Here is a 20,086-nt window from a genome sequence, read left to right as displayed (position 1 = left end):
AAAGGAAAGAAGGGAGTAGAAGAAAAACAGGAGAATTACTATGTCTAAGATTGGTCTTACCGATTTAATCGAAGCTGGCGCCCATTTCGGGCACTTAACCCGTCGTTGGAATCCCAAAATGAAACCCTACATCTTCATGGAGAAGAATGGGATTCATATTATCGACCTTAAAAAAACTCAGGAAGCCATAGAACAAGCCAAGCAGGCAATGCTCGATTTGGTCTCCCAGGGTAAAAGAGTTCTTTTTGTGGGCACTAAAAAGCAAGCGAAAGGAATTATTGCCGAAGAAGCAAAAAGATGCGAAGCAAATTGGGTAAGCGAAAGATGGCTCGGCGGTATGCTCACAAACTTTGCCACTATTCGCAAAAGCGTTAAACGCCTTCAGAATATCGACAAAATGGAAAGCGACGGCACGTTCGAAAAAATCACTAAAAAAGAACGTCTTAAACTGTCGCGCGAAAGAGACAAGCTCCGCAAAGTATTGGACGGCGTCGAAACTATGACGCGGCTCCCCGGCGCTCTTTTCGTAGTCGACGTTAAAAAAGAAGACATTGCCGTTAAAGAAGCCAACAGACTCAACATTCCTGTCTTTGCGATAGTGGACACTAATTGCGATCCCGATCCGATCGATTATGTTATTCCGGCTAACGACGACGCATCACGCGCCATCGAAATAATAACAAAAGCAATTGCCGACGCGGTAATTGAAGGCAATGCAAAAGCGAAAGAACTGAAAGCTCAGGAAGCCGCCGAAAAAGAACGCGAAAAGAAAGTTACCGAAACCGAAGAAGAAAAAGACGAAAAACCGAAAAAACCGCGTATCAGAAAAGTAAAATTCGACAATAAAAACGAAAAGAAATCCGATACCGTACAAGCTTCCGATACTCAAAAAGAAGACGAAGCCAAAGAAGAAAAATCTGAAGAATCGTCAAACGAAGAAACCGAAAATTAATGTCCGACGTTTTTCGAGTCGGTCTTTTGTGTAAAATGTTAAATATGGAGGAATGTTTATAATGGCTATTAGCGCTGCACAAGTTAAAGAGTTAAGAGAAAAAACCGGCGCCGGTATGCTCGATTGCAAAAAAGCTCTCGAGGAGTCCAACGGCGATTTTGAAAAGGCTATCGAAATTTTGCGTAAAAAAGGAGCTGCCGTTGCTGCAAAAAGAGCGGAAAGAACAGCCAGCGAAGGTTTGATTCTTACAAAGGTATTCGATAACGGTAAATCCGCCGCTATTCTTGAAGTTAATTGTGAAACCGATTTTGTCGCAAAGAGCGACGATTTTGTAAAATTTGCGGAAAACGCGCTCGAACTTTTGCTCGAGCATAAACCCGAAAACGTAGATGCGTTATTGAATCTTTCGAAAGACGGCAAAACGCTCAAAGACGCGCTTAACGATATTACAGGAAAAATAGGCGAGAAAATCGAAATTTCAAGATTCGATATCGTTAACGTCGAAAACGGTTTGATTGTCGACTATATTCATCACGGCTCGAAATTGGGCGTTTTATTAGCCGCTGAAAATGTTCCTGAAGACAAGAAAGAAGATCTCGCTGTTATTATGAAAGATATTGCTATGCAAATTGCGGCAATGAAACCCTTGACAATTTACCGCGAAGAAGTTGACAAAGACGTAGTAGAAAAGGAACTCGAAATTTACAAAGAAGTGGCTCGTAAAGAAGGCAAACCCGAACAGGTGCTCGAAAAAATTGCAACCGGTAAATTGAATAAATTCTACGAAGAAAACTGCCTCGTAGAGCAGGTCTTTGTTAAAGACAACGCCAAGAAAGTCGGCGCTTTAATCGATGAATTCAACAAAGCCAACGGCTCTCAGGTAAAATTGAAGACTTTCAGAAGATATCACACGAGCGACGAAAAAAAATAATCCGATAAAAAAGGTCTTATTTTCAAATAAGACCTTTTTTTTTATATTGACTTACCCCTTTTAATTAATTCGAGTTTTTGATGGCGGAATTAAAATACAAAAGAATTCTACTCAAGCTCAGCGGCGAATCCCTCATGGGCGCTCATTCATACGGTATCGACCCCGAAATACTAAATTATTTTGCCGATGAAATTATAAAGGTGCATAATCTCGGCGTGCAAATCGGCTTGGTTATAGGCGGAGGCAATATTTACAGAGGTTTGAACGCGTCTTCTCAGGGTATCGACAGAGTTACGGGCGATCAGATGGGGATGCTTGCAACCATTATAAATTCGCTAGCGCTCCAGAATACGCTCGAAAAAAAGGGCGTTTATACGCGACTGATGAGCGCTATTAAAATGGAAGAAATTGCCGAGCCTTATATAAGACGCCGGGCAATTCGTCATCTCGAGAAGGGAAGAATCGTCATTTTCGGAGCCGGCACAGGGCATCCGTATTTCAGCACCGATACCGCCGCTACTCTTCGCGCTGTGGAAATCGAAGCCGACGCAATATTCAAAGGCACTCGTGTCGACGGCGTTTTCGATTCGGACCCCGAAAAAAATCCGAATGCGAATATGTTCGACAAAATATCTTATATGGATGTTCTGCAGAATAATCTGAGAGTAATGGATCTAACCGCCATCAGTTTGTGCAGAGAAAATAATTTGCCTATAATTGTGTTTAATATGGATAAAACCGATAATCTTTACAAGATTATTACCGGCGAACAAATAGGCACTTCTGTCGGAAATTATTAATTTTACAATAAAAACGGGGCTGTTATGAATACACATCCAGTAATTAAAGACGCCAAAAACAGAATGGATAAGAGCATAGAAGCGTTCAGAAGCGAGATAACCAAAATAAGAACGGGCAAAGCTACAACTGCGCTCCTCGACGGCATTAAGGTTGAATATTACGGCTCCATGTCTCCTCTAAACCAGGTGGCTAACGTAACGGTTTTGGACGCGCACACTCTTTCGATTACGCCCTGGGATAAGTCCGTTATCGGAGCCATCGAAAAAGCCATTATGACCGCAGACCTCGGTTTGAATCCCGTTAACGACGGCACCAATATCAAAGTTCCTATTCCTCCTTTAACCGAGGAAAGGAGAAAAGAATTGGTTAAACTCGTTAAAAAATTCGGCGAGGACGCCAAAATAGCTCTTCGAAACGTTAGACGAGACGCTAACGACCATCTGAAAAAAATGGAAAAGAACAAAGAAATTACTGAAGACCAATTAAAAGACCTCGAAAAAGAAGTACAAAAAGTCACCGATGAACATATCGCCAAGGTTGATGAAATGATCAAGCATAAAGAAAAAGAAATTATGCAGGTATAATCACCTCAAAGTCGCCCCGTATAAAATATACGGGGCAAAAATTTTTGCCTTTTCATGTGAATCTTTCCCCGAGTAAAATCGTCAAAATCTCCGAGCACTTTAAAACTATAATCCATATTTTAGTATACAAATAAATAAATCAAACAAGTTTTCGAGGCGTTTATGTCAACACTTAAAGAAGAAGCTCTTCGTTATCACAGCGAGGGCCGAAAAGGCAAAATAGAAGTTGTGCCTACCAAACCGTGCTATACCGCGCGCGAACTTTCGCTGGCTTATACGCCGGGCGTAGCCGAACCGTGCAGAGAAATAGCCAGAAACGACGACGACGTTTATAATTATACCGCCAAGGGTAATCTTGTGGCGGTTGTTTCGAACGGGACGGCTGTTCTGGGACTCGGAGATATCGGCCCGCACGCCGGTAAACCGGTCATGGAAGGTAAGGGAGTATTGTTCAAAAGGTTTGCCGACATCGACGTTTTCGATATCGAAATTAATACCAAAGACCCGAAAGAATTAATCAAAGCAGTACAGCTGCTCGAACCTACCTTCGGAGGCATTAATCTGGAAGATATTAAAGCTCCGGAATGTTTTGAGATCGAAGAAGAATTGATAAGGACAATGAATATTCCCGTCTTTCACGACGACCAGCACGGGACGGCAATAATATCCTGCGCCGCGTTAATCAATGCCGCCGAGATTGCCGGAAAAGAACTGAAGGACTTGAAAATAGTGGTCTCGGGCGCGGGAGCTTCTGCAATATCGTGCTGCAATATGTATATAGCGGCAGGCGCCTCGAGAGAAAATATTTCGATGTTCGATTCCAAAGGGCATATTAATAAGAAGAGAAACGACCTGAACAAGTACAAAGAACAGTTTGCGCAGGAAGTTGTTTATAACGATTTAGCCGATGCTATGAAAGGCGCCGATGTTTTTATCGGTCTGTCGAAAGGGAATGTGGTCAGCAAAGAGATGGTACAATCGATGGCGAAGAATCCTATTGTTTTTGCTATGGCTAATCCCGATCCAGAGATTACTTATGATGATGCAATTGAAGCAAGAAGCGACGTTATTATGGCTACGGGCAGAAGCGATTATCCGAATCAGGTAAATAACGTGCTGGGATTCCCGTTTATTTTCAGAGGCGCTCTCGATGTAAGAGCGCGCAAGATTAATCAGGAAATGAAAATGGCGGCAGTAAAAGCGCTGGCTAAACTGGCGAAGGAAAAAGTGCCCGAAGTCGTATTGCACGCATACGGAGGTAAGGAATTCTCTTTCGGTCCTGAATACATCATTCCAAAACCCTTCGACCCGCGCGTTTTATGGTATGTGGCTCCCGCTGTAGCAAAAGCCGCAATGGATACAGGAGTGGCGCGAAAACCAATTGAAGATTTCGAAGCATATAAAGAACAGTTGCAGGAACGTCTCGGATTCTCGACTGAAATCGTAAGGGTAATGCTCCACAAGGCAAGAAAGAGCCCTAAGAAAATTGTTTATGCCGAAGGGGAAGAAGAAAAAATCATTAGAGCTGCGCATTCTGTCTACGAAGAAAATATCGGCTTGCCAGTTCTGCTCGGAAACGAATCTGTTATTAAAAGTAAAATAAAGGAGCTCGAATACGACGAAAAAATATTTGAAATTATCGATCCGGAAAACTCGAATAAACTCGAGAAATATGCCGAAGCTTTTTACAAAAAACGCCAGCGTAAAGGCGTTACTCCGAGAGACGCCAGACAAATGATGAAACAACCGAATTATTTCGGAGCTATGATGGTCGAAATGGGAGACGCAGACGCGCTGTTGAGCGGATTGACTTCTCACTATCCTCAGACAATTCGTCCCGCTCTTCAGTGTATCGGCGTTAAAGAGGGCTTTAAGATTGTTTCGGGAATGTATATTGTAATTATAAAACGAAAAATCTTTTTCTTTGCCGATACTACGGTAAACGTCGACCCGACTGCCGAGCAATTGGCAGAAATTGCAATAAGCGCCGCGGAAACCGTAAAGGTATTCGATCTGACGCCGAAGATTGCCATGCTCTCCTTCAGTAATTTCGGTAGCGCCCCAAGCCCTCAGTCGCGTAAAGTCGCCGAAGCGGTTCGCATAGTTAAAGAGAAAAGACCGGATTTGTTAATCGACGGAGAAATGCAAGCCGATACGGCCGTTGTTCCCGAACGCCTCGAATCCGAATTTCCCTTTTCGGATTTAAAAGGCGGCGCCAATGTGCTGATATTTCCCAATCTCGATGCGGGCAATATTTCGTATAAATTATTGCAACGTTTGACTGACGCCACCGTCATCGGTCCTATTCTGATGGGTATGAAAAAACCCGTTCACGTTCTTCAAAGAGGCGATACCGTAAGAGATATAATAAATATGACGGCTATAGCGGCTGTCGAAGCTGAAAACAAAAAGTAAGAGATAGGGGCGGTATGACGCCGCCCCTCTTTTTGACCTTAATAATTAACCGATGTTACGTAATATTATTTATATATCCGCAAGTATTGTAATTTTTTTTCTGGGACTTGTTCTCTATGGCGTGTTCCTTAATATGAATCAGGAAAGCCTTGCAGAGATAATGTCGCGTAAAGGATTGAAACAATTAAATAACGTTTCGATTTTAATCGACAGAAAAAATTATAAACTGGAATTATACTCGGAGAATAATTTAATAAAAACTTATAAAGTTGTCTTCGGACAAAACAACGGCAGCGTAAAAAAGTCCGCAAACGATCTTATTACGCCGGCGGGAAAATACTTCGTTTGCGAAATTGACTCGATGCACAAATATTATAAATTCATTCATATTAATTATCCTAATGCTTACGATGCGGCGGAAGCTCTTCGAAAAGGATATATAAACGAAGAGGATTGCGCAAGGATTATCGAAGCCGGCGAAAAAAAAAATTGCCCCCCTGAGGATACGCCCTTAGGTTCGGGAATCGGTATACACGGAATAGGCAAATACGATTATATTTTCAGAAATCTTCCATTTGCGTTTAATTGGACAAACGGTTCTGCCGCTGTCAGCAACAGAGACATCGACGAACTTTGTTCCGTAGTTAAAATCGGCACACCGGTAACCATTATTCATTGACGGAAAAAGTGAAAAGATTTTATATCATATTAAATCTGATTTTAATCGTTTCTTTTGCGTTCGCTCAGCAGGAGAAATACGAACTGACGAAAATCAATTTTGAAGGCAATAATTCTGTCTCCGACGGAGAACTACGCAGAATAATTGTTTCAAGGGAAACTCCGGGCTGGTTCTCGCAATTCTTAAATTCAATCTCGAATTTCGGTAAATCGCCGGTATATTTCGATTCACTGCTAATTTCTGCCGACCTGCAATCAATTAAAGATTATTATCATTCCAACGGCTTTTTTAAAGTAAGAGTTTCTTATGATTACACGTTGTCGGACGGAGAAGCGACGCTCAATTATTACATAAACGAATCCGACCCTGCCATTATTAAAGAACTCAATCTTAAGGGATTGGAATCGATACCCGAATCGTTCAGGGAATTATTGTACAACCGCGTCTCAAAGGATACGGGGCGGATATATCGAGACGATATAATTGAAAACAATAAAAATTACGTAATCGGATTTTTGAGAGACAACGGTTATATGCTGGCATCGAACGAACCGCCTGAAATTCTGGTCGATACGGTCAAAAACACAGTGGTTGCAAATATTACTTTTTCTCCGGGCGACAGATACCGTATAAGCGAAGTCCGCACATCGATTACCGGCGTTGGCAAGGAAAACATAACCGACGAACTTTTGAAACAAATCGTCGGAATTAAACCGGGCGACTATTACAGCAATTATCAGATACAAAGAGGACAGGTGCGCCTTTACAGAACCGAACTTTTTACGTCTGCGATTATTAACAGTGTGATTTCGGATACGGCTAATAATTACGTGCCGCTTGTAATAAGCGCCGACGTCGGTAAATTAAACGAGCTCTCCCCCGAACTGATTATGAATAACGAGGATAATACATTTAATATGGGTTTGGGACTCAGTTTTACGAAAAAGAATTTTCTAGGCGACGCCAGAAAATTTACCGTTTCTTCTTCTGCGGCAGCTCAGAATTTTACCGAATTTATTAAACATCCTTCGTTTGCCGACTCTTCAATCTTCGGTTATTTCGACACGCGTATTGTAATCGAACAGCCTTTTCTCTTCGGTAAACCGATCAATACCAAGTACGAAACTTATTTTACGACTCAAAAAAGGAAAGAGGAATATAATTCGTTTATCTACGGAGCCAAGCTAAGCTTCGATTTCGAATTGCCGCAATACACCTATTTCAATTCGTTGAGCGCATACTTGAACATCGAAAGAGCGGAGTATAAATACAAAGACTTGTATCTGATAAATTTACTCAGTCTTGACTATCAGCGTCTGAATTATCCGAAACAGGAAGCAGATTCGCTTTCCCGGTATTATATCTATAATGTTCTTGGCGGCGAATTGGTGCGCAGCGGAATCAACGCATTAATAGGAGTCTCTTTCGGAACAAATCAAACAAACGACATTTTTTTCCCTACAAGGGGCTACGCTTTGAATTTTCTTCTTGAGGAAGGCAATTCGATACCATATTTACTGAGTCGAGCCTTCGGCAACGGATTCGACAGACCTCTCTTCTTTAAGGCGTCTTTCACTTCCTCGTTCTTTATCCCGGTCTATAATTCGCCTGAAAACTCGCTCGGACTGAAATTAAAAGCCGGCAACATCTTTAATTATTACGGTGACAAAGCGGGTATTTCGATAAATCAACGTTTTTATTCCGGCGGCAGTAATTCGGTAAGAGGTTGGAGTACGAGACAGCTCGTGCCGCCACAGATTTTATTGCCTTTTGAAAAATTGAGTCAGTTGACGCTCGAAGATTTGGAAGCGATACTGGCAAAAGGAGCTCCCACGGGAGGATTTTTCCTGCTGGAAGGTTCGCTCGAAACAAGAAACCGAATAGTCGGGAATTTCGGCGGAGTAGCGTTTATTGATTTCGGAAATACATTGAACGGAGCGGCGGATTTCCGATTCGATCGAATTGCAGTCGCCGCGGGATTCGGGTTTCGCTATTATTCGGAATTCGCTCCTTTGAGAATCGATTTCGGCTTTAAGATTTACGACCCGAACGACAGGCGTAATTTCTTCCGCAAGCAATTGTGGAATGAATTATTGCAATTCCATGTTGGCATTGGCGAAGCTTTCTGATATTAATAAATTTTATTAAAATGATAACTGATCCGTCCGCTTTTTTGTCGGCGAGGCGCTTCTTTTTATTGAAAAATCTATTCTTTTTTATTTGGCATTTATTATGTTAATAATTAGAACAATTATTAAAGATATGAGGGAGAATATGAAAAACAAGTTATCGGTAATTTTGATGTTGTTTGCGCTATATAATTTAGCCTATTCTCAACAAAACAGGATTCGATACAATAATCAAAATTTGTTTTTAAATGGGGCTAATTTGGCATGGCTCAATTTTGCAAACGATATCGGACCGGGCGAAACGGATTTCGAAACATTCGGAAATGTTCTCCTTAAGCTTCACGATAACGGCGGCAATTCCCTAAGATGGTGGCTCCATACGAACGGAGCGAATACGCCGGAATTTGACCAAAACGGATTTGTGATAGGGCCCGGAGAAGGGACTATAGAAGACCTAAAGAAAGCTCTGGATATAGCGTGGGAACGTGAAATCGGAGTTATTCTATGCCTCTGGTCGTTCGACATGCTGCGAACGAGCAACGGCAATACTGTCATCGACAGAAATATGATGCTGCTAACCGATACGGTATACACAAAAGCATACATCGAAAAAGCATTGATTCCTATGGTCGATTCTTTGAAAGGTCATCCCGCTATAATTGCCTGGGAAATTTTTAATGAGCCGGAAGGCATGAGCGACGAGTTCGGTTGGGCGGATATTAAACACGTTCCGATGTCTGCAATCCAAAGATTCGTTAATTTGTGCGCCGGCGCAATTCATCGCGCCGATTCGACAGCGCAGGTGACAAACGGAACCTGGCATATAAAAGCTTTGACTGATGTGCCTACGGCAAAAATGGCAAAAATCGATTACCGACAATTACCCGCAAACCGATTGAAAGAAATTACCGAGGAATTCAATTCCGCTCATCATTTGTCTTTGACCGGCGATCAGATGGCGGACTATCTCAATCGGATTTCGAGTATCATGAATTATAATTATTATGCTGACGACAGATTAATTGAAGCCGGAGGGGATCCCGACGGCATTCTCGATTTTTACACCGTTCACTATTACGATCACGGGGAAGGAACTGCCGTATCGCCGTTTCATAATCCCGCATCCAAATGGGGACTGTCCAAACCCCTTGTAGTTGCGGAATTTCATATGAAAAATACACTTGGCATTGCAACGGAAAACCTCTATAAAACTCTTTTCCAAAACGGATATGCAGGCGCTCTGGCTTGGTCGTGGACCGACAATCAAGTGTCGAAAAAAGAGCAGATACTGGCCGGAATTAAATCGGTTTGGGATTCCTACAGGTCGGAAGTAGACGTTATCGGAATTAGCGGCGATTGGCCGATAGTATCGATAGTGGCTCCGGCAGATAAATCGGTTTTTGACGAAGGCACGGATGTAACCATCGAGGCGGATGCAAGCGATCCCGACGGCGAAGTGGTAAGCGTGGAATTTTTTGCAAACGATACGATGAAAATAGGCGAAGTAAATCAAGCGCCGTATCGAATCATATGGACGAATATCGAACCGGATCATTATAAATTAACGGCTGTTGCCACCGACGACAAAGGCTTAAAGAGAGAATCCGAACCGGTGTATATTACCGTCGGCGAGCCGCCTTTTATTCGCTTGGAAGCGGAAAGAGCTCAACGTTCGGGTACCGGAATGACGATTGTCAGCGACCCGACTGCCAGCGGTTTTGCATACGTCGATATTAAAACAAACGACCAGAATGCAAAGATTATCTGGACATTTCAAAACTATCTTCAAGAAGGCGACTACGAAATCCGCTTTGCCGCAAGATTGGCATACGACACTCCCAAAAGCCAGTTTATCTATGTGAACGACGAGCTGGTAACGGAATACGAATTTACAGGCGGGCAATCCGAATGGAAAGAGTTTCCTCTAACTGTGCCCCTAAAAGAAGGAGAAAATAAGGTCGAAATGAGGATGTCTTGGGGTTGGATGCAGGTCGATTATCTGGCTGTCCCTCGCGACATAGCAACCGATATCGATATGAGACAGGAATTACCGTCCGAGTTTGCGCTTTTGCAGAATTATCCTAATCCGTTTAATCCGACTACGACAATAAGTTACAATATATCGAAGACCGCCAAAGTGCGCATAAGCGTCTACGACGCGCTGGGCAGGGAAGTAAGAGAATTGGTTAACGAATTAAAAACGCCCGGCAGTTATAATGTTGAATTTGACGGGACGGGACTGGCGAGCGGAATCTATTTTTACAGGCTCGAAACCGAAGGTCGGAGCAAAGTAAAAAGTATGCTTTTGATGAAGTAACGGTTCGACTACAAAGGGTGAAAACGGTTCCTTCGGAAATACGGGAACCGTTTCTCTCGATGTCTTTATTCAAAAATTCCAGGGAAACAGTTTCCCGGATACTTATTTGGATAATTACGGTTATTTATTCGGTCGTGTTGTATAATCCCGGAACGAATCCTGCCATTGAGCCAAGTTCTTCATTTCTGATTAATTCCGTGTGCCGATATTACTAAGAAGCCTGAAAAAGAAGGATAAGATGTATTATTTTGTAAAGAGCCAATTTTTTTTCTAAATTTAAAGTCAATTTTTTTCGGAGATTTTAAATGCTCGTCAGTATGACCGGATACGGGAAAAATGAAACCCATTTCGGCAGCTATACAATCGAGACTGAGATAAAAAGTCTTAACAGCAGGTACCTCGATTTATCCGTGAGATTGCCCAAGGCGTTATCGAGTAAAGAACTCGAAATACGCGAGAAGATCAAAAAAAGCATTAAACGCGGAAAAGTTTATTTGAGCGTTTCTCTGAAAAAAGACGGGCTGGAGGATAAATACGGCGAACTCAATACCGAAGCCGTTAAAGACGCTTACAACGTTTTGAAAAAAATACGAAAATCCGCCGGTCTGCGGGATAAAATCAAATTGACTGACTTATTCATTTTTCAGGATGCATTTTTCGACGGCAGCGACGACCGGATTGAAGAAGAAATGAAGTATGTTTTGGCTTCGATCGAAGCCGCCATCAAAGAAATGAACAAGATGAAAAAGGCAGAAGGAAAAGAGCTCGAAAAAGACATTCTTTCCAGAATTAATAAAATAGACGAAGTTCTAACGAAAATTGAAGGAAGAAGAGAGAAGGACCTAAACGAGTATTTTGTAAAATTCAAAGAAAAGGCAACGCAATTGGTCGGCGAATTGATTGACGACCAGCAGAGATTAATTAATGAACTTGCGATATTATCCGAAAGATACAATATTACGGAAGAGTGCACCAGGCTCAGAAGTCATCTCAAATTATTCCTCGATACGATGAAAAATTCCGACGACGCGGGCAGAAAACTCAATTTTATACTTCAGGAAATGAATCGGGAAGCAAATACAATTAACAGCAAATCGGTTTCGGAGCATATATCGCATTTAGGTATCGAAATCAAAGAAGAAATCGAAAAGATTAGAGAACAAATCCAAAATATCGAGTGAGTTTAAAGTGACCAAGCCAAAGCTTTTTGTGTTTTCCGCTCCGAGCGGCGCAGGCAAAACTACTATTGTTAAGGAACTGTTGAAAACTTTTCCCGAACTTAAATATTCGGTTTCAGCCACGACGCGCAAAAAACGCCCCGGCGAAATCGACGGAGTCGATTATTATTTCCTTACAGAGGAAGAATTCAAAAAGAAAATTGAAAACGGCGAATTTGTAGAGTGGGAAAAATTCTACGATTACTATTACGGCACTCTGAAAAAATCTGTTGAAGATAACCTGGCAAATGGGTATAATACGGTTTTCGAGGTGGATGTTAAGGGCGCGTTAAACATTAAAAAGATTTTTCCGGATGCCGTCCTGATTTTTATTGTTCCGCCGGATATCGAAGCTTTGAAAAAAAGGTTGCTGAATCGCAGAACCGAAACTGAAGAGGACTTGAAAAAAAGAATCGAACGAGCCGAAATGGAACTCGGGTACAAAGACAAGTTTGATTATGTCGTGGAAAACAGCGATTTGCAACGCGCAATTGAAGAAGTAAAGAAAATAATAAATAAAGAAATATCGGAGGTAAATTATCATGACACTCAGACCGGTTGATTTAACGAAAATCAAGGCGAAAATTCCGAATCTCTACGAAGCCGTAGTCGTTGCCGCGCGCAGAGCCCGTCAGATTAACGACGAATATAAACTCGAATTCAACACTCTTCTAAATACAATCGTTACGAGCAACGACGAGGAATTCGAAGACAAAGAAAATCCAGAACAACTTAAACTTGCTCTCGAATTCGATAAAAGGGAAAAACCGCAAATTCGCGCTATCAACGAATTGCTAAACGAAGGCATCGAATACCGTTATAAAGAACAGTAAAAAAGATTTCTTTGCCGTTACCGTTTTAAGGCTGTCTTTTCGGCAGTCCGTATTATTTAATTCTCAAAGGTAGATTTATGTCGTCGCTGGAAAAGAATTTAACGGAAGCTTTAAAACTTCAAAAAGAGATTTTCGGCGACGACCTTTTTATTTTAAAAGAGGAAAAAGAAGAAAAAATTCCGGAGCCCGAAATAAAAACTACAGAAAAGATTGAGAAGGATTTGAACAAGAATCTGTTTGAAGAAGGTTTTCAAAAAGCCGAAACTCTCGAAGAACTCGACAGTCTTATTAATACGTGTACAAAGTGCGACTTGTCGAAATCGCGCACCAAATTTGTATTCGGCGTTGGGAATCCGCAGGCGCGCGCCATGTTGATCGGAGAAGCTCCCGGCGCGGACGAAGACAAACAAGGCGAACCTTTCGTCGGCAGAGCCGGTAAATTGTTGAACGATATTTTGAAAGCAATCGATTTGACAAGGGACGACGTCTTCATTGCGAATATTTTGAAATGCCGTCCGCCGGGCAACAGAGACCCTCTGCCCTCGGAAATGGAAACTTGTATGCCGTATCTCTATAAACAAATCGAGCTGATTAATCCGAAAATTGTACTCTGCCTCGGCAGAGTCGCGGCTAACGGTCTTTTGAATAAAAAACTTTCTCTTTCGGCTTTGAGAGGAAATGTCTACGAGTTAAACGGAATCAAAGTGGTCGTTACTTATCATCCGGCGGCTTTGCTCAGAAACCCCGGTTGGAAAAAAGGCTGCTGGGAAGACGTAAAAAAATTCAAAAAATTATACGACGAATTGAACTGAAAAAATGGCGAGAACAAGAAAAGATAATACAAGATTGGAAGACTCGGGTAAATTTTCAAGGGACGGCGCTTTGCGTCAGCCGCCGGCGGCAGTCGAAGTGGAGCGGGCGGTATTGGGAGCGATGTTATTGGACAATAATGCCGTTCCTAAAGCGGTCGAAGTGCTCAAGCCGGACGCTTTTTATGACCCGCGTAATAAAACTATTTTCGAGGTAATGCTCTCGCTTTACGAATCCGACGAGCCGATCGATCTCGTTACGCTTTATGAAGAACTGAAAAAATCGGGTAAATTCGAAAGAGCCGGCGGCGCGGCATATATCAGTCAATTGACTGAAGACACTACGTCAGCCGCCAATATCGATTATCATTCGCGTATTGTGCTCGAAAAATGGATACTGCGACAGTTGATTTCCACTTCCAGCGAAATAGCCGAAATGGCGTTCGAAGGCAAAGAAGACGTCTTCGACTTGCTCGATGAGGCGGAGTCGAAAATCTTCAGAATTTCAGAAGAAGGAATTAAAGAATCATTCACTTCGATGGACAGAGCCGTCAAGGAATCGCTCGAACTGATCGAAGCAATTCATTCCAAAAAGACTTCGTTCAACGCCGTTCCCTCGGGTTATTATGAACTCGACACAATGCTTGGAGGGTTTCAAAAGTCGGATTTAGTTATTATAGCCGCTCGCCCTTCGATGGGCAAAACCGCGTTTGCTATGTCGATTGCGCGTAATGCAGCGGTCGACCATCAGGTGCCGATAGCGGTCTTTTCGCTCGAAATGTCCACCATACAATTAGCCACGCGCTTGATATCAGCCGAGGCGAAAATTAACGCGCATAGTTTGAGAACAGGAAAATTCAAAGCCGAAGATTATGCGCGTATTAGCAGAACCGTGCATAAATTGAGCAAAGCGCCGATTTATATCGATGATACGCCCGGTATTACCGTATTGGAGCTTCGCGCAAAAGCAAGACGGCTTAAGAATGAAAAAAATATCGGAATGATCGTCGTAGATTATCTTCAATTGGTCAATCCGTCTACCATGCTCGAAAGCAGAGAAAGAGAAATATCGACTATTTCCCGGTCGCTGAAAGCTCTTGCAAAAGAATTGAATGTGCCAGTGATAGCTCTTTCGCAGTTAAATCGCGCCGTTGAACAAAGATCGGATAAAAAGCCGATGCTCTCCGACTTGCGCGAATCCGGTTCGATTGAACAGGACGCCGACGTTGTAATATTTTTGTATCGCCCGGAAGTTTACGGCATTACGACTTATACGAACGGAGAAGCCGGGGGCGAAAGCACCGACGGCATCGCGGAAGTTATTATCGGCAAACAGCGTAACGGTCCGATCGGCGAAATTAAATTGAAATTTGTCAAAGAATACGCCCGGTTCGAAAACCTTGAAAAATTCAGACAGGCTTTGCCGGAAGGCGACGTCGAAGCAATGGACGACCAGGAACCGTTCTGATTAACGGAATACCAATTATGAACAAACTAAATTTCCTTTTACTTTTCCTGCTTCTGATAATAATTACTTTTATTACAAACGCGCAGGTCTACAGCCCGGAAGACGTAGCCATATGCCGCAATAAATTAGAGCTGGCATATAAAAACAATCTAAGAAGTGAACCGATTAATAAGATAATCGAGCAGATCGGGTTGAGTTTTATCGGCGCCGATTATAAAGCTCATACTCTCGAGGAGACCGAAGACGAATCGCTGATAATTAATCTCAAAGGTCTCGATTGTTATACGTTTGTGGAAGCGACTGTGGCTTTGGCAAGATGTATAAAAAACAACGATACCTCCTTCAACGCTTTCCTTAAGGAAATTGAAAATCTAAGATATCGAAACGGCGATATGAAAGGCTACGCATCGCGTCTCCACTATTTTTCCGACTGGATTTATGAAATGCAAAAAAGGGGGATCGGAAAAGATATAACCGAAGAAATAGGAGGAATTCCGTACAATAAAAAAATTAATTTTATGTCGTCTCATACAAAAAGCTATAAACAGTTGGCGGACAATCGGAAATTGACGGATTCGATTGCCTTAATTGAAAATGAGATTTCGTCGAGAAAATACTACTACATTCCTCAGAAGATGATTCGACGAATCGAAAGCAAGCTACTCAGCGGCGACATAATCGGGATTACAACCAATATTCCGGGACTTGATATTTCTCATACGGGTATTGCGGTAAAAGGAAGAGACGGCAGGATACATTTACTTCATGCTCCTGATGTCGGTAAAAAAGTGGAAATAACAAAACTACCTTTGGCTGAATATATCGAATCGCATTCGAAACAGACGGGTATAATGGTTCTGCGTATTAATTAGGTTATTTTATTAAGCTCAGAAGCGTTTCGATATTTTTAAGGTCTTCTTTTTGATCTTTCCCTTTGGGAGTTTCCAGAATTTTCGGCACATGTTCAATTTTTTTGTCGTTCATAATATTTGAAAAGCCTTCGAGGCCGATGTATCCTTTGCCGATATGTTCGTGCCTGTCCACTTTGCTTCCCAATTCTTTCTTGCTGTCGTTCATGTGGATGCATTTCAGTAAATCGAGTCCGACAATCTCATCGAATTCCTTCATCACCTTTTTATATTCCTTCGGATCGCGAATATTATAGCCGGCGGCAAATATATGACATGTGTCGATACACACGGTCATTCTTTCCGGTTCGTCTACCATATCGATAATTTTACGCAGATGTTCGAACTTATAACCGAGCGCCGTTCCCTGTCCCGCCGTGGCTTCGAGCATGCTTTTTACTTTGAAACCTTTGGTCTTTTCGTGAGCGTAATTGAGCGATTCAGCGATTAATTTTAGTCCGTCTTCTTCTCCCTGTCCGCCGTGAGCTCCCGGATGAAAATTCAAATGGGGTATTCCGAGCTGTTCGCATCTTTCGAGTTCTTTTACAAAAGCCGCGCGCGACTTTTTTAATCCTTCGGGATTCTTCGAGCACAGATTTATTAAATAAGAGTCGTGCGAAACGACAAACTTGATTCCTGAATTTTTCAATTTTTCTTTGTAATCGTTAATTTCGTCTTCTCTCAAATCGCGTTCGAAATAACGATTGTTGTTTTTGGTGAAGATTTGAATGGCTGTGAATCCCAGCTTCTCGGCGGTTTCAATAGCCGAAGCCGGTCCGCCTTTGACGAATGTATGCGCGCCTATTAATTGTTTCATTTGTCTTCTGTTTAATTGAAAAATAATATTAAATTGTTTTCTAAGTTTAATAATAAATGATATAAAAGAAAATATGAAAATATTCATAACCGGCGGCAGCGGTTTGATCGGCCAATATCTCAATATCTATATTGCGGAAAAACACGATATCTTAACTCAATACTATAGAAATAAAGGCAACTGTAAAGAATACAATTCCGTGCAGCTTCAATTGAACGACTATGATAAACTCAAAGAAATATTTGAAAACTTCAGACCGGATGCGGTTGTTCACGCGGCGGCAATATCGAACAGCGCCAAAGCGGATTCTTTGTCGCGTAGTTACGTCTATGAAATTAACGTTAATGCTACGAAGAAACTTGCGGAATTATCCGAGCGATATAATTCTAAGATTATATATTTATCGACCGATCTTGTGTACGCCGGATACCGAGGTTCGTATCTCAACGAAAATGCAAAACTGATTCCCGTTTCGCTCTACGCCGAAACAAAATTGATGGGCGAACAGAAAATTAAAGAAGCGACGCAAAATTATATCATTCTTAGAGAAGCGCTTATTTACGGTTTCGGATTGAATCATACGACTAATTTCTTTCAGGAGACTTTGAAGAAAATAAAAAATAACGAGCGGGTAAAACTATTTACCGATCAATTCCGTTCGCCTCTTTCATTGAAGGTAGCCGCTCGAATGATCGCGAGGTTGATTGAAATAGAAGACCTTAAAAGCGAAACTCTTAACTTCGGAGGAAATGAAAGATTGTCGAGATACGATTTGATTGACTTTGCATGTAAAATTGCGGGACTAAGAAACGATTTGTTGATAAAGACGACAATGGACGAAGAAAATTATCCGTACAAAGTTTATGACGTCTCGCTGAATATAGACAAATTGAAATCTTATGGAATCGAACCGGATCCGTTGGAGGAATCGATTGCCGATATCTTCCGGCAATAATTCTCTACTTCAGGGTATTCAATTTATTCCGCAGGATTTCATTTACAATTTGCGGATTCGCTTTTCCCTTTGTCTCGCGCATTATTTGTCCCACGAGAAAGCCGAGCACTTTTTCTTTGCCGGAGAGAAATTCTTCCACCTGTTTTTGATTGGCGGACAAAACTTTTTCTACAATCGATTCGATAGCCGATGTATCGGTTATTTGAACGAGATTTTTTTCTTTAACTATCGTTTCCGGGTCTTTGTTGCTCCTCAGCATTTCGGGAAAAACGTCTTTTGCAATTTTGCCGCTTATAGTGTTGTTGTTAATTAATTCGATTAACTTACCGAGATTTTCCGGACTGACCGGAAATGCAGATATATCGATTTTTTCCTCGTTGACTACTTTCAGAACCTCCGTCATTACCCAGTTGCTGGCGGATTTATAATCTTTAGTGACGGTAAGAATTTTTTCGTAGTAGTCTGCAAGTTCGCGGGAAGATGTAAGGATTTCGGCGTCGTAAGCGGGCAATCCGAAATTTTCTATAAAACGGTTTTTCTTTTCGTCCGGCAGCTCAGGCATCCGGCTTTTGATTTCGTCGAGCATTTTATCTTCAATCACTACCGGCATAAGGTCCGGATCGGGGAAATAACGGTAATCGTGCGCTTCTTCTTTCGAACGCATCGGTTGAGCGACGTTGGCGTCGGCGTCCCATAAAAGCGTCTGCTGAACGACTTCCTTTCCGTCTTCGAGCAAGTCGATTTGTCTTTCGATTTCGAAAGCCAGCGCGCGCTCGACGTTGCGGAACGAGTTCATGTTTTTAACTTCTGTCTTTGTGCCGAATTTTGTTTCGCCTTTAAGACGAACCGAGATGTTAGCGTCGCACCTGAGCGAGCCTTCTTCCATATTGCCGTTGCAAATGCCGAGATAAGTTAGTATCTGTTTTAGTTTTGTAAGATACAAATAAGCTTCTTCAGGAGTTCGGATGTCGGGTTCGCTTACGATTTCCATCAAAGGCGTTCCGGTTCTGTTCAAATCGATCAACGTATCGAAATCCTGATCGTGAATCGATTTACCGGCGTCTTCTTCCATGTGGATTCTTGTAATGCCGATTTTTTTCTTCGTTCCGTCTTTAAATTCAATCGTTATATGACCGTGTTCGCATATCGGTTCTTCGTATTGCGAAATCTGATAATTCTTGGGCAGATCGGGATAAAAGTAATGCTTCCTTGCAAAGATCGATTTACGATTTATTCTGCAATTTGTGGCGAGTCCCATCAAAACCGTGTATTCGACAACTTTCTTGTTCAGTACGGGAAGTACGCCTGGTTGTCCCAAACAAACCGGACATACGTTTGTATTCGGGGCGGAACCGAATTTGGTCGAACATCCGCAGAAAATTTTTGTGTCGGTTAATAATTGTGCGTGGACTTCAAGTCCTATTACCGCTTCGTATTTGTCGTTCATAATCAGATTAGAAAAATTTGTTTTACGAATATAATTATTTTCTCGTTTAATGAACTATTTTGCTGTCACAAAAATTTTATACATATTAAACAACAAAATTAAAACGGATAATTATGGAGCTCGATATACTGATATTTGCCGCTCATCCCGACGACGCAGAATTATCAATGGGCGGCGCAATTGCTAAGTTAACAGCAGGAGGTTATAAAGTCGGTCTCGTGGATTTATCCCGCGGAGAACTCGGCACAAGAGGAACTCCGGAATTAAGATTGAAAGAAGCGGAAGAAGCATCCCGAATTTTGAACTTGACGCTCAGAGAAAACCTCGGATTCAATGACGGCAATCTTAAATACAATGAAGAGCATCTGCATGCTTTGATACGCAAGATAAGAGAATTTCGCCCTAAGATACTCTTTGCGCCTTACTTTAACGACCGTCACCCCGACCATATCGGCGTTGGCAATCTTGTTAAAGAAGCGTTCTTTTTTTCCGGACTCCCCAAAATTGTTACGGGGCAGGATGCTTATCGTCCCGGACGTCTTTTCTATTATATGCAAACATATGAATTCAAACCTTCTTTTATAGTTGATATAAGCGAAACGTTCGAAACGAAAATGAACGCAGTCCGCGCATATAAATCTCAATTCTATAATCCCGATAGCAACGAGCCCGAAACGTTTATCAGTCAGCCTAATTTCCTCAAATTTCTCGAAGCTCGGGCAAAAGTTTACGGCTTTAAAATCGGCAAAGATTACGGAGAGCCTTTCTTTTGCGAAGAAGAAATTGAATTTGATATAGTCCAACTAATTAAATAAGGGGTAATT

General features: G+C 42.0%; 18 protein-coding genes. 16 read left to right on the top strand and 2 right to left on the bottom strand.

The window, feature by feature from the left end; all coding sequences use genetic code 11:
* The first annotated feature begins 40 nt into the window (after nt 1-40).
* From rpsB to ACOYVE_RS05830, 14 genes are all read left to right on the top strand, one after another.
* Nucleotides 41-952: a 30S ribosomal protein S2 gene (rpsB, locus tag ACOYVE_RS05895; RefSeq protein WP_014856354.1), complete on the top strand. Its 912-nt coding sequence runs from the start codon at nt 41-43 to the stop codon at nt 950-952.
* A 61-nt stretch (nt 953-1,013) separates the two neighbouring features.
* The gene (gene tsf / locus ACOYVE_RS05890; RefSeq protein WP_014856355.1) at nt 1,014-1,883 is read left to right on the top strand and encodes a translation elongation factor Ts; all 870 of its coding nucleotides are present in this window, start codon (nt 1,014-1,016) and stop codon (nt 1,881-1,883) included.
* Nucleotides 1,884-1,963: 80 nt separating this feature from the next.
* Nucleotides 1,964-2,683, top strand: coding sequence for a UMP kinase (gene pyrH, locus ACOYVE_RS05885; protein ID WP_014856356.1), 720 nt, complete (start codon nt 1,964-1,966; stop codon nt 2,681-2,683).
* A 24-nt stretch (nt 2,684-2,707) separates the two neighbouring features.
* Entirely contained in the window at nt 2,708-3,268 is a 561-nt protein-coding gene (frr, locus tag ACOYVE_RS05880; protein ID WP_422881222.1) for a ribosome recycling factor, read from the top strand.
* 162 nt (nt 3,269-3,430) lie between these two features.
* Nucleotides 3,431-5,683, top strand: coding sequence for a phosphate acetyltransferase (gene pta, locus ACOYVE_RS05875; RefSeq protein WP_014856358.1), 2,253 nt, complete (start codon nt 3,431-3,433; stop codon nt 5,681-5,683).
* A gap of 52 nt (nt 5,684-5,735) precedes the next feature.
* A complete protein-coding gene (locus tag ACOYVE_RS05870) occupies nt 5,736-6,362 on the top strand; it encodes a L,D-transpeptidase family protein (RefSeq protein ID WP_014856359.1) in 627 nt (208 codons plus the stop codon).
* Between the two features lie 8 nt (nt 6,363-6,370).
* Nucleotides 6,371-8,491, top strand: coding sequence for a BamA/OMP85 family outer membrane protein (locus ACOYVE_RS05865; protein WP_162098599.1), 2,121 nt, complete (start codon nt 6,371-6,373; stop codon nt 8,489-8,491).
* Nucleotides 8,492-8,636: 145 nt separating this feature from the next.
* Nucleotides 8,637-10,808, top strand: a complete 2,172-nt coding sequence (locus ACOYVE_RS05860; protein WP_051015868.1) for an Ig-like domain-containing protein — start codon at nt 8,637-8,639, stop codon at nt 10,806-10,808.
* A gap of 305 nt (nt 10,809-11,113) precedes the next feature.
* Nucleotides 11,114-11,989, top strand: a complete 876-nt coding sequence (locus ACOYVE_RS05855) for a YicC/YloC family endoribonuclease (RefSeq protein ID WP_422881219.1) — start codon at nt 11,114-11,116, stop codon at nt 11,987-11,989.
* A 7-nt stretch (nt 11,990-11,996) separates the two neighbouring features.
* The gene (gene gmk / locus ACOYVE_RS05850; protein WP_041356027.1) at nt 11,997-12,587 is read left to right on the top strand and encodes a guanylate kinase; all 591 of its coding nucleotides are present in this window, start codon (nt 11,997-11,999) and stop codon (nt 12,585-12,587) included.
* On the top strand, nt 12,568-12,858 hold the full coding sequence (gene rpoZ / locus ACOYVE_RS05845) for a DNA-directed RNA polymerase subunit omega (protein WP_014856364.1): 291 nt from the start codon (nt 12,568-12,570) through the stop codon (nt 12,856-12,858). The genes gmk and rpoZ overlap by 20 nt, the downstream gene beginning before the upstream one ends.
* 77 nt (nt 12,859-12,935) lie before the next feature.
* Nucleotides 12,936-13,670 carry a uracil-DNA glycosylase gene (locus tag ACOYVE_RS05840; protein WP_422881216.1) on the top strand — a complete coding sequence of 245 codons (735 nt, stop codon included), beginning with the start codon at nt 12,936-12,938 and terminating at the stop codon, nt 13,668-13,670.
* A gap of 4 nt (nt 13,671-13,674) precedes the next feature.
* Complete coding sequence (dnaB, locus tag ACOYVE_RS05835) at nt 13,675-15,135, top strand: replicative DNA helicase (protein WP_014856366.1); 1,461 nt, start codon at nt 13,675-13,677, stop codon at nt 15,133-15,135.
* 17 nt (nt 15,136-15,152) lie between these two features.
* Nucleotides 15,153-16,007 (top strand): N-acetylmuramoyl-L-alanine amidase-like domain-containing protein, encoded by an 855-nt coding sequence (locus tag ACOYVE_RS05830; protein ID WP_014856367.1) that lies wholly within the window; start codon nt 15,153-15,155, stop codon nt 16,005-16,007.
* 1 nt (nt 16,008) lies between these two features.
* Here the strand turns inward: ACOYVE_RS05830 and ACOYVE_RS05825 are convergent, their stop codons facing one another.
* A complete protein-coding gene (locus ACOYVE_RS05825) occupies nt 16,009-16,860 on the bottom strand; it encodes a deoxyribonuclease IV (RefSeq protein ID WP_041356473.1) in 852 nt (283 codons plus the stop codon).
* Nucleotides 16,861-16,933: 73 nt separating this feature from the next.
* Here ACOYVE_RS05825 and ACOYVE_RS05820 point away from each other — a divergent pair, with 73 nt between their 5' ends.
* Nucleotides 16,934-17,815 (top strand): SDR family oxidoreductase, encoded by an 882-nt coding sequence (locus ACOYVE_RS05820; protein ID WP_014856369.1) that lies wholly within the window; start codon nt 16,934-16,936, stop codon nt 17,813-17,815.
* A 4-nt stretch (nt 17,816-17,819) separates the two neighbouring features.
* On the opposite strand, the gene gatB is transcribed toward ACOYVE_RS05820, so the two are convergent.
* Nucleotides 17,820-19,262 carry an Asp-tRNA(Asn)/Glu-tRNA(Gln) amidotransferase subunit GatB gene (gene gatB, locus ACOYVE_RS05815; RefSeq protein WP_014856370.1) on the bottom strand — a complete coding sequence of 481 codons (1,443 nt, stop codon included), beginning with the start codon at nt 19,260-19,262 and terminating at the stop codon, nt 17,820-17,822.
* Nucleotides 19,263-19,375: 113 nt separating this feature from the next.
* Here gatB and bshB1 point away from each other — a divergent pair, with 113 nt between their 5' ends.
* Complete coding sequence (bshB1, locus tag ACOYVE_RS05810; RefSeq protein ID WP_014856371.1) at nt 19,376-20,077, top strand: bacillithiol biosynthesis deacetylase BshB1; 702 nt, start codon at nt 19,376-19,378, stop codon at nt 20,075-20,077.
* Nucleotides 20,078-20,086 lie beyond the last annotated feature (9 nt).

The sequence above is a fragment of the Melioribacter sp. genome, from assembly GCF_049325435.1.
Lineage (GTDB): Bacteria > Bacteroidota > Ignavibacteria > Ignavibacteriales > Melioribacteraceae > Melioribacter > Melioribacter roseus.
Note: the sequence above shows the minus strand (reverse complement) of the source record. Positions and strands in the feature narration are given on the sequence as shown.

Excerpts from the sequence above, each read along its gene's own strand:
- ACOYVE_RS05860 (WP_051015868.1), top strand. The coding sequence starts at position 8,637 with ATGAAAAACAAGTTATCGGTAATTTTGATGTTGTTTGCGCTATATAAT.
- ACOYVE_RS05870 (WP_014856359.1), top strand. The coding sequence starts at position 5,736 with ATGTTACGTAATATTATTTATATATCCGCAAGTATTGTAATTTTTTTT.
- ACOYVE_RS05830 (WP_014856367.1), top strand. The coding sequence starts at position 15,153 with ATGAACAAACTAAATTTCCTTTTACTTTTCCTGCTTCTGATAATAATT.
- pta (WP_014856358.1), top strand. The coding sequence starts at position 3,431 with ATGTCAACACTTAAAGAAGAAGCTCTTCGTTATCACAGCGAGGGCCGA.
- frr (WP_422881222.1), top strand. The coding sequence starts at position 2,708 with ATGAATACACATCCAGTAATTAAAGACGCCAAAAACAGAATGGATAAG.
- pyrH (WP_014856356.1), top strand. The coding sequence starts at position 1,964 with ATGGCGGAATTAAAATACAAAAGAATTCTACTCAAGCTCAGCGGCGAA.
- rpoZ (WP_014856364.1), top strand. The coding sequence starts at position 12,568 with ATGACACTCAGACCGGTTGATTTAACGAAAATCAAGGCGAAAATTCCG.
- rpsB (WP_014856354.1), top strand. The coding sequence starts at position 41 with ATGTCTAAGATTGGTCTTACCGATTTAATCGAAGCTGGCGCCCATTTC.
- ACOYVE_RS05855 (WP_422881219.1), top strand. The coding sequence starts at position 11,114 with ATGCTCGTCAGTATGACCGGATACGGGAAAAATGAAACCCATTTCGGC.
- bshB1 (WP_014856371.1), top strand. The coding sequence starts at position 19,376 with ATGGAGCTCGATATACTGATATTTGCCGCTCATCCCGACGACGCAGAA.
- tsf (WP_014856355.1), top strand. The coding sequence starts at position 1,014 with ATGGCTATTAGCGCTGCACAAGTTAAAGAGTTAAGAGAAAAAACCGGC.
- ACOYVE_RS05840 (WP_422881216.1), top strand. The coding sequence starts at position 12,936 with ATGTCGTCGCTGGAAAAGAATTTAACGGAAGCTTTAAAACTTCAAAAA.
- dnaB (WP_014856366.1), top strand. The coding sequence starts at position 13,675 with ATGGCGAGAACAAGAAAAGATAATACAAGATTGGAAGACTCGGGTAAA.
- ACOYVE_RS05825 (WP_041356473.1), bottom strand. The coding sequence starts at position 16,860 with ATGAAACAATTAATAGGCGCGCATACATTCGTCAAAGGCGGACCGGCT.
- gatB (WP_014856370.1), bottom strand. The coding sequence starts at position 19,262 with ATGAACGACAAATACGAAGCGGTAATAGGACTTGAAGTCCACGCACAA.
- ACOYVE_RS05820 (WP_014856369.1), top strand. The coding sequence starts at position 16,934 with ATGAAAATATTCATAACCGGCGGCAGCGGTTTGATCGGCCAATATCTC.